Raw genomic sequence first — 12,715 nt, 5'->3', positions numbered from 1 at the left:
CGCTAAAGCGCGATCAGGATGAATCAACGTCGCGCTTTAGGTTATTGTTTGCGCATGATCTTTTCGGAAAACCGCTTCGCACTTTTCCGGATCATGCTTCAGGCGGCCGGTTTCGGTCGCCGACGCTGCCAGGGATGCGTCGCGCCTTCGAACGCGGACGCGATGCGGAACACCCTCAGGTCGTCATAGGCTGGACCGACAATCTGCATCCCGGTGGGCACGCTGGTTTCGGCATCGAAACCGGTCGGCACGGACATCACCGGGAGGGTGCCGACCAGGTTGAAGGGATACGTCATGAACCAGCCGATAAAGGGATTCACCGACTTCCCGTTGATGGTGAGCGGCTGTTCGCTGCTGCGCCCTGCGACGATCTTCGTCGTCGCGGTCGTCGGACAGATCAGCGCGTCGTGGGTCTCGAACAGCTTGGTCATGGATGCGTACATCTTCTGCCGCACGGTATTCAGGTTGTAGAACTTCGTGACGTCGAGCTTCTTGCCCTCTTCGAGAATCTTGATGACGTACGGATCCACGTCGTTGCGGGACTTGGTCAGAAGGCTGCCCGCGAGCGCGTAGAACACGCCTTGCCACCTTGTGTTCCAGGTCTCTTCGATTTCCTTGGTCCAGCCGATGTCGACTTCATCGACCACGGCGCCGAGCGAACGCAGCACCGACACGGCATTGCGTGTGTTCTTCTCGACTTCCGGATCGACCGCGAAATAGCCCAGGTCCATCGAGAGCGCGATCCTCATGCCGGCGATGCCGTCGAAGGTCGGCGGAATGACCACCTTGTCCCGCAGGGACGACATGTCGGCCGGATGCTGGCCGGAAGTGACATTCTGCATCAGCCCGCAATCGCCGACGCTGCGGGCCAGTTCGCCGTAGTGGATCAGCCATTCATTCGGGTGCTCGCGGTCGTTGGGGTTGCGTCCCCATGGCGGCTTGTAGCCGAACACGCCGTTCATCGCAGCCGGGATGCGAATAGACCCGCCACCATCCGTGCCGTCCGACAAGGTCGTGTAGCCGGCGGCCAGCGCCGCGCCGCCTCCGCCGGTCGAGCCGCCGGGGGTATAGGCAGGATTCCACGGGTTGTGCGTGACGCCCCAAAGCAAGGACGCCGTCACACCTGAATGCGCGAATTCCGGCGTCGTCGTGCGGCAATGCATGATCGCTCCGGCGGCAAGCAGGCGCTCCACAGTCGGCGCGGATTGGTCTGGAACGAAATCCTTGTAAAGCCGCGAGCCGTAGGTGGTGATCTTGCCCTTGACAGAGTGATAGTCCTTGACGGCACAGGTGATGCCTTCCAGCGGGCGGACCGGTTCACCGCGCACGTACTTGCGCTCCGCAATCCGCGCCTGTTCCAGCGCCTCGTCGAAATAGGTGTACGTCGTTGCCTTGAGCGTCGGCTCCCATGCTTCGACCTGCTTGATCTGCGCCCGCAACAGTTCGACCGGCGACAGCTTCTTGGCTTTGAATCTCGCGAGCGCCTCGCCGGCCGTCAGGTAGGCAATGTCGTCGACATCGACCTTTTCGGACGGCCCCGCGGCGGCCGCGCTCGATACTGCCGGCAGGACCGCCCCGGCGACGCCTGCAAGGGCGATGCTCAGGAGCCGGCGGCGCTCCGGATTCGGCTGGCCTTCAAAACTCTCGTGGGGGGCATGGCTCATGATGTCTCGTCTCCCGTGGGTGCAGTCTGGTGAGCGACCGGGCTGCTTGCGCCAATTCGACGCCGCGCGATTTCAAGTCGCAATTCCCCGAAAGGGTGAATCGGGATGAGAACGAGACGGTGAGCGTGCTGCGTCGTCACAGCCCGCCTTTCCCGGCGAGCCTTTGTTTTTGGCGAACCTTTGTTTTTGGGTTGTCGGGAAACGGGTGGGATCGGACGTCTTCCAACCACACACTCAAGGCAGTCGAGTTTTCCAGGGATTCTGCCATGTCCGCCGATACGCCTCGTCTGCCAAGCACCTTCAATCGCCTGGCCTGGTCCAACCTCGCCGCGCAATCGGCCGAACAGATCGCGCTTGCGGCCGCGCCCATCGTCGCCGTGCTGGTGCTCGGCGTCGGCGAAGGCCAGACCGGCCTGCTGCAGACCGCGCTGACGCTGCCCTTCATCCTGTTTGCGATTCCGGCCGGCCTGCTCGCCGACCGCGTGTCGCGGCGCTGGGTGATGGCCGGCTCCGAGGCGCTGCGCGCGGCGGCCCTTGCTGCGATCCTGCTGTTGCTCTGGCTCGGCGCGATGACCTTGCCGTTGCTCGCCTTGCTCGGCTTCATCGCGGTCTGCGGCACGGTTGCCTATAGCGTCGCCGCGCCTGCCCTGGTGCCGTCGCTGGTGACGTCACAGCAATTGCCTGCCGCGAATGCCCGCATCGAACTCGCCCGCACCGTCGCTTTCGCCAGCGGCCCCGCGCTCGGCGGCGTGCTGGTCGGCTGGGTCGGTGCCGCGCCCGCATTCGGCTTCGCCGCGGCGCTGTCGGCGATTGCGGTGGTGCTGCTCGCCGGCCTCTACGAGCCGGCGCGCCAGCCCGCCCCGCGGCGTCATCCGTTGCAGGACATCAAGGAAGGCGCGGCGTTCGTGATGCACCACGCCTTGCTGCGGCCCGTGTTCATCACCCAGTTCATCTTCAACACCGCGTCCTTCCTGCTGCTCGCCGTGTTCGTGCCGTATGCGGTGCGCCATCTCGGGCTCAGCGCCACCGGTGTCGGCACGACGCTTGCGATGTATGGGGTCGGCATGGTGGTCGGCGCGCTGTTCGCGACCCGCGTGATGAAGCGGCTGGCGTTCGGCACCGTGATCGGGCTCGGCCCGGTCACCGGCCTCGTCGCCTCGCTGGTGATGGCGCTGACGACCTGGATCGCGACGCCGCTGCTCGCCGGCCTCGGCTTCTTCCTGCTCGGCGTCGGCCCGATCCTCTGGGTGATCTCGACCACCACGCTCAGGCAGTCGGTGACGCCGCCCTCGCTGCTCGGCCGCGTCTCGGCGATCAACATCATGAGCTACGGCGCCCGCCCGCTCGGCTCCGCGCTCGGCGCCATCGTCGGTGGCTTCTACGGCGCCGAAGCATGCCTGTATCTCGCGGCCGCGATCTTCGCCGCCCAGGCGCTGGTGATCCTGCTGTCGCCTGCGGTGTCGTTGACGCGGCAGCCCGACATGGTCGGCGAGCCCGCGCGCTGCTGAACCCGGGTATTCTCAGCCGTCATTGCGAGCGGAGCGAAGCAATCCATTCTTCCGCATATGCGGGACGATGGATTGCTTCGTCGCTTCGCTCCTCGCAATGACGGTGAAAGATCTCAACTCGCCAGGTACCGCTCGTATTTCCCGCCAACCACTTCGTCGGCAGCAACCGCCGGATCCAGCGTGTAGAGATCCTGCGCATGGCCGATGCCGCGCAACACGAAGCGGCCGGTGGAAACCAGATAGTTGCGGCCGGCGGCATCGAGCCCGGCGCGGAAGGCGGTCGAGGTCAGCAATTCGCGGTCGACCGAGGCGCACATCGAGGCGATCCGGCTGACCTCGTTGACGGCGGGCCCGACCACCGTGAAGTCCAGCCGGTCCTCGCTGCCGATATTGCCGTAAAACACTTCACCGACATGAAGGCCGACATAGGCCGTCGTCGTCGGCTGTCCATCGGCAGCGCGGCGCTCGTTCAACGCATCCATGTTGCCGCGGAATTTGTGCTCGGCCCGCAGCGCCGCGCGCTTGGCCCCCGCCAGATTCTCGCCGGTGAACATCGCCAGCACGCCGTCGCCGATCAGCTTCAAGACTTCGCCGCCGGCGTCATGGATCGCGTCGATCGAGGCTTGCGCGTAATCGTTGAGGAACGGAATGATCTCGTCCGGACCGATCCGCTCGCTGATCGCCGTCGAGCCGCGCACGTCGGAGTACCACAGCACGGCCTTGATCTTCTCGGTGATGCCGCGCTGCATGCGCCCGCGCAGCACCTGCTCCGCGGTCTCGCGGCCGAGATAGACCCGCCCGAGCGTGCGGGCGATCTCGACCTGGGCGGCCGATTTGATTGCGAGCCCGAGCACCGGCACCAGGTCGCGCAGCGCCGCCATGTGGTTCTCACCGAATCCGTCCGAATGCCGGGTGGTGTAGTAGGAATAGAAGCAGTCCATCTCGCCGATCGTGCCGGCCTCGCCGAAGCGATGCACGAACGCCGCGAAATGCTTGTGGCCCTTCTCGGCAAGATCGCCGATCATCGAGAAATCGTGCGTCCCGGCGAGATCGATCACCATCTCGTCATGGCCGTTTTCGAGCATGTGATGGAACGCCGACCGCCGCCAGGTCTGGTTGGCCTCGCCGGTGCTGGTCGAGCCGTATTCGAAGATGTCGGCCTCGTTGCTCTCGCCGTCGTTCCAGCGGAAGCCGCGCCCCTCGAAGATCGGATGCAGGGTGTCGATGAAGACGATCGCCCGCGACAGCGGCATGCCGGCAGCCCGGCAGCGCTCGCAGAAGCCGCGCAGCAGGTCGTTTTCCGGAAGGCCCGTCAGACCCTGACGGACCAGCCAATTCATGAGGCGCAAACGGGGCGTCAGTTCCATCAGCTGAGTATGCCGGGCAATTGGTGCGGGAGGAAGGGCTGGTCGTCGCGTGACAGATGCGGACGCCCATGCGGCATTGCAAGGCCGCCCGGCCGCATCATTTCACCGGGAACAGCGCCGCTGGAGCCGGCGTTTCCACTTCCCTTTGCCCCTGGCTTCGCGCACAACGAACGCATGGACAACACTACCGGCCCGCACAATCCGATCCGACGCCTTATGAAATGGGCGATCACCCCGCCGCAATCCTATGGGGTCTATCTTGGCGGCATCATCCTGGTTTACGCCCTGTCGTTCTACGCCGGCACGCTGAAACCGAAACACGTTCCCGCCGCCCCGTCGGTGACCGCGCCGTCCGCCCCGCACAGCTGATCAGGCCGGCTTGGGCTCCGACGTCGCGATCCAGATTCCGGCGCAGACCGCGATCAGGCCAGCGACCAGACTGACCGTGATCGGCTCGCCGACCAGCTGCTTCGCCAAAAGCCCGGCCGCGATCGGATTGACCGTCATGGTGTTGGCGACTCGGGTCGGCGAGGCCCGCTCGAGCGCCAGCACCCACAAAATAAAGGCCAGCGCACCGCCGGCAATTCCGAGATAGAGCCCGGCGATCCATTGCGATGCGCCGAAATCGCGCAGCGTCGCCATGCTGCCGGTGAACGCCCCGACTGCCACCAGCACAGCCGCCCCCGCTCCCATGCCGACGGCAAGGAAACCGAGCGCGCTGGAGCGGCGGATGAACGGCCGCGACAGCACGTTGTAGAATGCCATGCAGAGCACGGCGGCGGCCATGATCAGCTCGCCGCGCCATGCGCCCGGTGGCGCCGCCGACAGCCCGGACGCCAGTGCGCCGGCAACGCCGAGCACCGCGATCGAGACCCCGGCCGATTTGCGCAGCGTCAGCGGCTCGATGCCGAGCACGGCGCCGACCACCATGGTGGAGAGCGGCAGCGTCGCCAGCGCGAGGCTGGCGCGCGCCGCCGTCGTGTAGGACATCGCGAGATTATAGAGCACGAAGAATACGCCGAAGAAGGCGATGCCGAGCGCCGCGACCGCCGGCCAATCCTCGCGCCGCGGCCACTTCGCCCCGAGCAGGACCGCAACGGGAAGCACGCAGAGGAAGCCGATTGCCCAGCGCAGGATCGCAAGCGTGATCGGGTCGGCGTTACCAGCCAGATAACGCGTGATCGCCGCCGCCGTGCCGCCGAGGCAGCTCGAGACCAGTGCAATCGCAACGCCGATCCACTCGCCCATCCTGCTCCCCATGCGTTTCGCGCCCGCTTGTGGCATCTTGCCCGGCGAGATCGTTTCGGCAACTACCTGACAGGTACTCATGTCACAGCGCGATTTTGCAGCCAGCCTGCGCTGGTGGCGGCAGCGCAAGGGCCATTCGCAGCTCGAGCTCGCCGGGCGCGCGGATATCTCGCAGCGCCATCTGAGCTTCCTCGAGCTCGGCCGCGCCGCACCGAGCCGCGACATGGTGATCCGGCTCGCCGCGGCGCTCGACGTGCCGCTGCGCCAGCAGAACGCGCTATTGGTCGCGGCCGGCTTCGCGCCGGTGTGGCGGCAAACCGACCTCGCCGCGCCCGAGCTCGCGCAGGTCCGTCACGCCCTGGATTTCATCCTGGCGCAGCAGGAGCCGTTCCCTGCGGTCGTGGTCGACCGGCACTGGAATCTGCTGCTCGCCAATGCCGGCGCGGTGAGGCTGGTGGAATTCCTGGTTGGGCCGCTGGCGCCAGACACAGCGGTCAATCTCGCCGACGCGCTGGTGGCGCCCGGCGTGCTGCGGCCCTATCTCACCAACTGGACCGAGGTCGCCGGCTACTTCGTCCGCAGCGTCGAGGCGGATGCCGCGAGCGACGGCACCAACGCGACGGCGGAATTGCTCAAGCGCCTGCTGGCCTATGACGGCGTCGAGGCGGCATTGACCGCGCCGCCTCCAACTTCGGGACCTGTGCTGCCGATGCTGTTCCGCAAGGGCGACGTCCGCCTGCAGCTGTTCACGACCATCGCAACGCTGGGGACGCCGCAGGACGTCACGCTGCAGGAGCTGCGGATCGAGAGCTTCTTTCCGATGGACGAAGCGACCGCGCAGATTTTTCGAGGCTGGTCGAAGGCGGGTGCTGCCAAGGCGGCTCAGTCATAGAACTCCGGCGACATTTTCAGCCCTTCGCGCTGCGCCTTGTCGTGGTTGATCCAGAGCTGCGCCTTCTCTTTCGTCAGCGTGTCGGCGATCTTCTGCATCGAGGCCAGCGTCTGCTCCTTGCTGGCATTCAAGCTCGGCACGCGTCGATTGTCCCAGTTGTCCTTGAAATGAACGGCATCGCCGGTCAGCACGAGCGCGCCGGTGTTCGGCAGCTTCACCAGCAGCGACTGGTGGCCGGGCGTGTGGCCCGGCGTCGACAGGATGGTGATGCTGCCGTCACCGAACACGTCGCGATCACCTTCCAGTTTCGTGACCGGATGCTCGGGCTTGAAGCGCGGCGCGTTGTTGACGCCCGGCCATTCATACTCGGCCTTCTGCACATAGAGCATCGCGGCCGGGAACAGCTCCACATTGCCGATGTGATCGGGATGGGTATGCGAGACGGCCATCGCCTTGATGTCCGACGGCTTCACCCCGAGCTGGTCGAGCTGCGCGGCGAGCGTCTTCGGCCGTCGCCACGTGATCGCCTTGGGATCAGCCGGTGCAAGGCCGTTGGGCATTGTTGCCACTGCATCCGGAATGCCGGTGTCCCACAGGAACCAGCCCTGCGCGTGCTTGATCAGGTAGCAATTGTCGACGAAGTCCATCGACTTGCCCTCATTGACGCCGGGCGACCAGCGCGAAATGTCGCCGGCAACGCCCTCACCGCAATTGAGGATATAAAGCCGCTCGACGCCTGATTTCGCCGGCTGGGCGTCTGCCTGCGGGATCGCGCCGACGATCCAGAGCAACATTGCAAGACCGATTGCCTTTTTCACGTTGCCCTCCATTGATCGAGCCCGCTGTTTTCAACGCGCGCAGTCGCAATGTGCCGTCTTGTCGCCGATCGTGGAAGACGTCGAGATGGGGCTGACCGATCAATTGAATGCGAGTGCGTGGCGCGTCCCGGGCTAGACCATCTCCGCCGGGGCCAGCCGGCAGGTCTCGCTGCTGATCTCGACCTGCAGCGTTGCGTGATGGATGCTGAACCGCTCCGAAAGCTCGCCGCAGACGCGATGCAGGAAGACATCGTCATGTCCGCCGGGCCGCACCAGATGCGCGGTCAACGCGGTCTCGCTGGTGCTCATCGCCCAGATGTGCAGGTCGTGCACCTCGGTGACGCCCTCGAGCGCGGCGAGATAGTCCCTCACCTGCTTGAGATCGATCCCCTTCGGCACCGCGTCGAGCGCGAGGTTGACGCTGTCGCGGGCAAGCTCCCAGCCGCTCAGCAGCACGACCACCGCGATGACAAGGCTGATCGCCGGATCGAGCCACTGCCAGCCGGTCGCCATGATCAACAGCGCGGCGATCACGACGCCGAACGAGACGCCGGCATCCGCCGCCATGTGCAGATAGGCGCCGCGGACATTGAGGTCGCTGTCGCGACCGCGCATGAACAGCAGCGCGGTGCCGCCATTGATCAGGATGCCGAGCGCGGCGACCCAGACCACGGTCCAGCTTGCAACCTCCGCAGGCTCGCGGAAACGGTTGATCGCCTCGACCGCGATGCCGCCGACCGCAATCAACAGCAGCCCGGCGTTGAACAACGCCGCCAGGATCGAGGCACGGCGGTAGCCATAGGTGTGGGTGTCGGTCGGCCGCCGGCCGGCGAGCCATGCCCCGGCCCAGGCCAACAGCAGCGCGATGACGTCAGAGAGATTGTGGACGGCATCGGAGACCAGCGCCAGCGAGTTGGCGGAGTAGCCGAAGATCAGCTCCGCGATGACGAAGGCGGTGTTGAGCGACGCGCCGACCGCAAAGGCCGTGCCGAAGCTTTCGGGCGCGTGGCTGTGTCCGGCATGGGAATGCCCGGCGTGGGAGTGTCCGCCGTGGGAGTGGCCGTGAGAATGACCGCCGTGGTCATGGTCGTGGTCGTGATCGTGCGCCATGGCAACCGTCGCCCGTGATCGTTGGCGACGGTTATAGCGCGGTGAAATGTGGATACTATCACACCGCGCTGTTCGTAAGCGTAGCCCGGATGGAGCGAAGCGCAATCCGGGGGCTATTGCCAAATGCGATAGCGGCCCCGGATTTCGCTGCGCTCCATCCGGGCTACAATTCCGTTACTCCACGCCGCGGTTGAACTTATTCGACTTCGGCAGGCCGTGGGCGAGCCGGCCGGCGTCGGCGCGGTTGCCGCGCCAGTCGGCCAGTTCCTTCATGGTCATGCTGTGCTCGCGGCCGGCGGAGTCCTTCCAGGTCAGACCGGTCTTGGAATCGAACACCGCAACATCCGACAGCTCGGAGCTTGTGTATTTCTGCAGCCGCACGCCGCGGCCGCGCGCCATCTCCGGCACCTGGTCGAGACCGAACAGCACCATCTTGTGGTTGGTGCCGATCACGGCGACGGTGTCGCCGTTCACGGTGGTGATCGCGCGGGCCTCGTTCGGCATCTCGACATTGAGCACCTGCTTGCCCTTGCGGGTGTTGCCGACGCAGTCCTCTTCCTTGACGACGAAGCCCTGGCCCTCGCTGCTCGCGATCAGGAACTTGCGCTCGCCCTTGTTGACGAACAGCGAGATGATCGCGGCGTCCTGCTCGAGGTCGATGAACATGCGGATCGGCTCGCCATGGCCGCGGCCGCCCGGCAGTTTTGCCACATCGAGCGAGTAGAATTTGCCGTTGGTGGCGAACAGCAACAGCTTCGAGGTGGTCTCGGCAAAGAACGAGTGCTCGAGCTTGTCGTCGGTCTTGAAGGCGAGCCCCGAGAGGTCCTCGACATGGCCCTTCAGCGTCCGCACCCAGCCCTTCTCGGAGATCACGACGGTGCACGGCTCGCGCTCGACCAGCGCTTCCTCGATTGCGGCGAGGTCATGCTCGGGCGCATCGGCGAAGCTGGTGCGGCGCTTGCCGAGCGGCGTCTTGGGTCCGAAGATGTCGCGGACCTTGCGGACCTGCTCGCCGACCTTGGCCCATTGCTCGGTCTCGGAGCCGAGCAGCCCCTCGATGCCCTTCAACTCCTTGCGAAGATCCTTGTCCTCGGTGCGGATCTCCATCTCCTCCAGGCGGCGCAAATTGCGCAGCCGCATGTTGAGGATGGCTTCGGCCTGGATCTCGGTGAGCTTGAAGGTCTTGATCAGGACCGGCTTCGGCTCCTCCTCGGTGCGGATGATCTTGATCACCTTGTCGAGGTTCAGATAGGCGACGAGGTGGCCGCCCAGCACTTCCAGCCGGTGCTCGATCTGCGTCTTGCGGAAGTTGGAGCGGCGCACCAGCACGTCGCGCAGATGGTCGAGCCATTCGCGCAGGCACTCGGCAAGGCCGACCACCTTCGGGATCCGGCCCTTGATCAGCACGTTGAGGTTCAGCGAGATCTTGCTTTCCAGCTCGGTGAGCCGGAACAACGATTCCATCATCAGCGCCGGATCGACGGTGCGCGATTTCGGCTCGATCACGAGCCGCACATCCTCGGCCGACTCGTCGCGGACGTCGGCCACCAGCGGCAGCTTCTTCTCGTTGATCAGTTCGGCGATCTTCTCGACGATCCGCGACTTCTGCACCAGCCACGGGATCTCGGTGACCACAACCACCCAGGTGCCGCGCGCGCCCTCCTCCTGGGTCCAGCGCGAACGGGTGCGGAACGAGCCGCGGCCCGTGGTGTAGGCCTCGATGATCGCTTCCTTGGAATCGACGACGATGCCGCCGGTCGGGAAGTCCGGACCCTTGACCCACTTCAGCAGCGCCTTCGACTTGGCGTCGGGCTTCTCGATCAGATGCAGCGCGGCGTCGCAGAGCTCGGCGGCGTTGTGCGGCGGGATCGAGGTCGCCATGCCGACCGCGATGCCCTGCGCGCCGTTGGCGAGCAGGTTCGGGAAGCCGCCCGGCAGCACCACCGGCTCTTTCGACTGGCCATCGTAGTTGAGGCGAAACTCGACGCCGTCCTCGTCGATGCCGTCGAGCAAGAGCCGCGCGACCTCGGTCATGCGGGCTTCGGTGTAGCGGTAGGCGGCCGGGTTATCGCCGTCGATATTGCCGAAATTGCCCTGGCCGTCGACCAGGGGGTAGCGCGAGGAGAAATCCTGCGCCAGGCGCACCATGGCGTCGTAGATCGCCTGGTCGCCATGCGGATGGAACGAGCCCATCACGTCGCCGACGATCTTCGCCGATTTCTTGAATGCGGCGCGCGGGTCGAGCCCGAGCAGGTCCATGCCGTAAAGGATACGCCGGTGCACCGGCTTCAGCCCGTCGCGGGCGTCCGGCAGCGCACGATGCATGATGGTCGAGAGCGCATAGGCGAGATAGCGCTCCTCGAGCGCATCACGCAGCGGCACCTCGTGAATTTCGGCCGGCTTTTCCGGCGGGGTCTGTCGCTTTCCCATGGGGAGGCGTTAGACTTTTGCGCTGAATCGGGCAAGCCGCGAATCGTGTCAAACGCGGGCGGATTCACCTGATTCGTGCACCTACTGCGCGGACCGGTTGGCCGCCTGCAGGGTTTTGACCGGCGTCTCCTTGAGGCAATGGCGGGCGATTTCGATCTCGGCGTCGGTTGCGCCGTGGGCGCGCGCCCAGCTTTCGGCCGCGGCGGCCGAATATCGGGCGACGTAGTAGCGAACCACGGTGCAGGAGACGCGACGGATGACGCTCCCCTGCTCGCCGGCATTGGCGTCCGGCGCCAGCGTCAGCAACGCCGCCGAAATGACAATTCCCCGCAGAAACATCGGTCGCCCTTCGATGGAACCACGGTCCCAAACGCACCAGGGGACGATTTGGTTCCCCGCTGCATGACAGGGGGCGCGGCAACGTCAGCGCTCACGTCCCGGCCAGCCGGCTCCGCCGCCTGGTCACGGCGTTGATGAAGCCGTCGCGGGCGTCGGAATGGCCCTGGCCGCGGGGCTCCAGCACGTGGCGGAGCAGGAACAGGCCGGTGACCGCAAAACCGTCGCGCAGGTCCTGCTCCGACCAGCTGTTGGCGCCACCCTCGCCTTCGCGCAGGAACGCCGGCAACGGCAACAGCCGGTCGCGCCACGGCTCGCCCGCGGCCCGGGACACGGCGCCGCCGGACTTCGGCGACACATAGATCAGGTCGGCGGTCTCCCCGGTGGCCGCACAGTTCTCCAGGTCGAGCCCGAAGCCGAGCTCGGTCAGCATCGCGAGTTCGAACCGGATCAGGTGCACGGCGGCAACGCCGGCGTCGTCGAAATCGTCGAGCGTCCCCTGCAGCATCTCGTAGATGTCTTCATGCGGATCGCGCTCCGGCAGCAGCCGTGCCAGCGCAGCCAGATGGGTCACGCCGTAGACGGCATGCGACGAGGCAAGCAGTGTCGCCGCGCGCAGCCGGGTGCCCTCCAGCGTGTACATGCCGAGATGCTCGTCGAGCCGCGCCCGCCACACCGCGGTGACGCTGTTGCCGGGTTGCAGCAGCGGCCGCATCCGCGAGCTGGCGCCGCCGCGCACGAGGCCGAGATGGCGGCCATGCTCGCGCGTCAACAGCTCGACGATGGCGGAGGATTCGCCATGCCGCCGCACGCCCAGCACGATGCCTTCGTCGGTCCATTCCATGATTGCAAAAGTATCATGTAGGGCGGATTAGCGCAGCGTAATCCGCCGATATCGCCAGGAAGTTACACGGCGGGTTACGCTTTCAGCTAACCCGCCCTACGCAGCGCTTACGCGTTGAACCAGCCCTGTGCGTCGCCGGTGAAGGAATAATACAGCCCGGCCGTGGTCAGGATGCACGACACCACCTCGATGGCGCTGTCGAGCTCCAGGCCCCTGTCGCCGATCACCTGGACCAGCGACAGCACCGATATCACCAGCATCGCGGCCAGCACCCAGCGCGGCCAGTTCTTGCGGTGCTGCGCGGCGAGCCGGACGAAATACACCAGCAGCAGGATCATGCAGCCGGCGGTCAGGGTCTCGCCCGTGATGATCTGCTCGGTTCTCTCGATGGTCGGCGTGCGGTCCTGGAACGCCACCGACAACGCGTCGAGCGTCAGCGACAGATAGAGCAGCACCTCAAACCACAACACATTTCTGGGCACGTTCATTGCGACGCCG

General features: G+C 65.7%; 12 protein-coding genes. 3 read left to right on the top strand and 9 right to left on the bottom strand.

Translation table 11 applies throughout. The annotated features are described in order from the left end of the window. Positions 1 to 98: 98 nt before the first annotated feature. Complete coding sequence (locus FBZ93_RS09130) at positions 99 to 1,664, bottom strand: amidase (protein ID WP_146985591.1); 1,566 nt, start codon at positions 1,662 to 1,664, stop codon at positions 99 to 101. A 266-nt stretch (positions 1,665 to 1,930) separates the two neighbouring features. Between FBZ93_RS09130 and FBZ93_RS09125 the strand changes: the two genes are divergently transcribed. After that, entirely contained in the window at positions 1,931 to 3,172 is a 1,242-nt protein-coding gene (locus tag FBZ93_RS09125) for an MFS transporter (protein ID WP_146985590.1), read from the top strand. 113 nt (positions 3,173 to 3,285) lie between these two features. On the opposite strand, the gene FBZ93_RS09120 is transcribed toward FBZ93_RS09125, so the two are convergent. Beyond that, a complete protein-coding gene (locus FBZ93_RS09120; protein ID WP_146985589.1) occupies positions 3,286 to 4,539 on the bottom strand; it encodes an adenylate/guanylate cyclase domain-containing protein in 1,254 nt (417 codons plus the stop codon). 174 nt (positions 4,540 to 4,713) lie between these two features. On the opposite strand from FBZ93_RS09120, the gene FBZ93_RS09115 reads away from it, so the two are divergent. Beyond that, positions 4,714 to 4,908, top strand: a complete 195-nt coding sequence (locus FBZ93_RS09115; protein ID WP_146985588.1) for a hypothetical protein — start codon at positions 4,714 to 4,716, stop codon at positions 4,906 to 4,908. On the opposite strand, the gene FBZ93_RS09110 is transcribed toward FBZ93_RS09115, so the two are convergent. Then, positions 4,909 to 5,787, bottom strand: coding sequence for a DMT family transporter (locus FBZ93_RS09110; RefSeq protein ID WP_146985587.1), 879 nt, complete (start codon positions 5,785 to 5,787; stop codon positions 4,909 to 4,911). A gap of 79 nt (positions 5,788 to 5,866) precedes the next feature. Between FBZ93_RS09110 and FBZ93_RS09105 the strand changes: the two genes are divergently transcribed. After that, positions 5,867 to 6,679 (top strand): helix-turn-helix domain-containing protein, encoded by an 813-nt coding sequence (locus FBZ93_RS09105; protein ID WP_146985586.1) that lies wholly within the window; start codon positions 5,867 to 5,869, stop codon positions 6,677 to 6,679. Here FBZ93_RS09105 and FBZ93_RS09100 read toward each other — a convergent pair. The 6 genes from FBZ93_RS09100 to FBZ93_RS09075 form a co-directional block, all read right to left on the bottom strand. Further along, positions 6,670 to 7,473 (bottom strand): N-acyl homoserine lactonase family protein, encoded by an 804-nt coding sequence (locus tag FBZ93_RS09100; protein WP_246667441.1) that lies wholly within the window; start codon positions 7,471 to 7,473, stop codon positions 6,670 to 6,672. The two genes, FBZ93_RS09105 and FBZ93_RS09100, sit on opposite strands and share 10 nt — an antisense overlap. A gap of 156 nt (positions 7,474 to 7,629) precedes the next feature. Then, positions 7,630 to 8,607 (bottom strand): cation diffusion facilitator family transporter, encoded by a 978-nt coding sequence (locus FBZ93_RS09095; protein ID WP_146985584.1) that lies wholly within the window; start codon positions 8,605 to 8,607, stop codon positions 7,630 to 7,632. A gap of 174 nt (positions 8,608 to 8,781) precedes the next feature. Then, positions 8,782 to 11,037, bottom strand: coding sequence for a DNA topoisomerase IV subunit A (gene parC / locus FBZ93_RS09090; protein WP_146985583.1), 2,256 nt, complete (start codon positions 11,035 to 11,037; stop codon positions 8,782 to 8,784). 81 nt (positions 11,038 to 11,118) lie between these two features. Further along, a complete protein-coding gene (locus tag FBZ93_RS09085; RefSeq protein WP_146985582.1) occupies positions 11,119 to 11,376 on the bottom strand; it encodes a hypothetical protein in 258 nt (85 codons plus the stop codon). A gap of 91 nt (positions 11,377 to 11,467) precedes the next feature. After that, positions 11,468 to 12,217: a DNA repair protein RecO gene (recO, locus tag FBZ93_RS09080; protein WP_146985581.1), complete on the bottom strand. Its 750-nt coding sequence runs from the start codon at positions 12,215 to 12,217 to the stop codon at positions 11,468 to 11,470. A gap of 107 nt (positions 12,218 to 12,324) precedes the next feature. Beyond that, on the bottom strand, positions 12,325 to 12,705 hold the full coding sequence (locus FBZ93_RS09075) for a hypothetical protein (protein ID WP_146985580.1): 381 nt from the start codon (positions 12,703 to 12,705) through the stop codon (positions 12,325 to 12,327). Positions 12,706 to 12,715: the final 10 nt, after the last annotated feature.

The sequence above is a fragment of the Bradyrhizobium macuxiense genome, from assembly GCF_007993935.1.
GTDB lineage: Bacteria > Pseudomonadota > Alphaproteobacteria > Rhizobiales > Xanthobacteraceae > Bradyrhizobium > Bradyrhizobium macuxiense_A.
The sequence above is the reverse complement of the archived record's forward strand: the minus strand, read 5'-3'. Positions and strand labels throughout refer to the sequence as shown.

What these genes read in the sequence shown, in the direction of transcription:
- FBZ93_RS09095 (WP_146985584.1), bottom strand. Translation starts at nt 8,607, where the DNA reads ATGGCGCACGATCACGACCACGACCATGACCACGGCGGTCATTCTCAC.
- FBZ93_RS09125 (WP_146985590.1), top strand. Translation starts at nt 1,931, where the DNA reads ATGTCCGCCGATACGCCTCGTCTGCCAAGCACCTTCAATCGCCTGGCC.
- FBZ93_RS09120 (WP_146985589.1), bottom strand. Translation starts at nt 4,539, where the DNA reads ATGGAACTGACGCCCCGTTTGCGCCTCATGAATTGGCTGGTCCGTCAG.
- FBZ93_RS09085 (WP_146985582.1), bottom strand. Translation starts at nt 11,376, where the DNA reads ATGTTTCTGCGGGGAATTGTCATTTCGGCGGCGTTGCTGACGCTGGCG.
- FBZ93_RS09100 (WP_246667441.1), bottom strand. Translation starts at nt 7,473, where the DNA reads ATGTTGCTCTGGATCGTCGGCGCGATCCCGCAGGCAGACGCCCAGCCG.
- parC (WP_146985583.1), bottom strand. Translation starts at nt 11,037, where the DNA reads ATGGGAAAGCGACAGACCCCGCCGGAAAAGCCGGCCGAAATTCACGAG.
- FBZ93_RS09130 (WP_146985591.1), bottom strand. Translation starts at nt 1,664, where the DNA reads ATGAGCCATGCCCCCCACGAGAGTTTTGAAGGCCAGCCGAATCCGGAG.
- FBZ93_RS09110 (WP_146985587.1), bottom strand. Translation starts at nt 5,787, where the DNA reads ATGGGCGAGTGGATCGGCGTTGCGATTGCACTGGTCTCGAGCTGCCTC.
- FBZ93_RS09115 (WP_146985588.1), top strand. Translation starts at nt 4,714, where the DNA reads ATGGACAACACTACCGGCCCGCACAATCCGATCCGACGCCTTATGAAA.
- recO (WP_146985581.1), bottom strand. Translation starts at nt 12,217, where the DNA reads ATGGAATGGACCGACGAAGGCATCGTGCTGGGCGTGCGGCGGCATGGC.
- FBZ93_RS09075 (WP_146985580.1), bottom strand. Translation starts at nt 12,705, where the DNA reads ATGAACGTGCCCAGAAATGTGTTGTGGTTTGAGGTGCTGCTCTATCTG.
- FBZ93_RS09105 (WP_146985586.1), top strand. Translation starts at nt 5,867, where the DNA reads ATGTCACAGCGCGATTTTGCAGCCAGCCTGCGCTGGTGGCGGCAGCGC.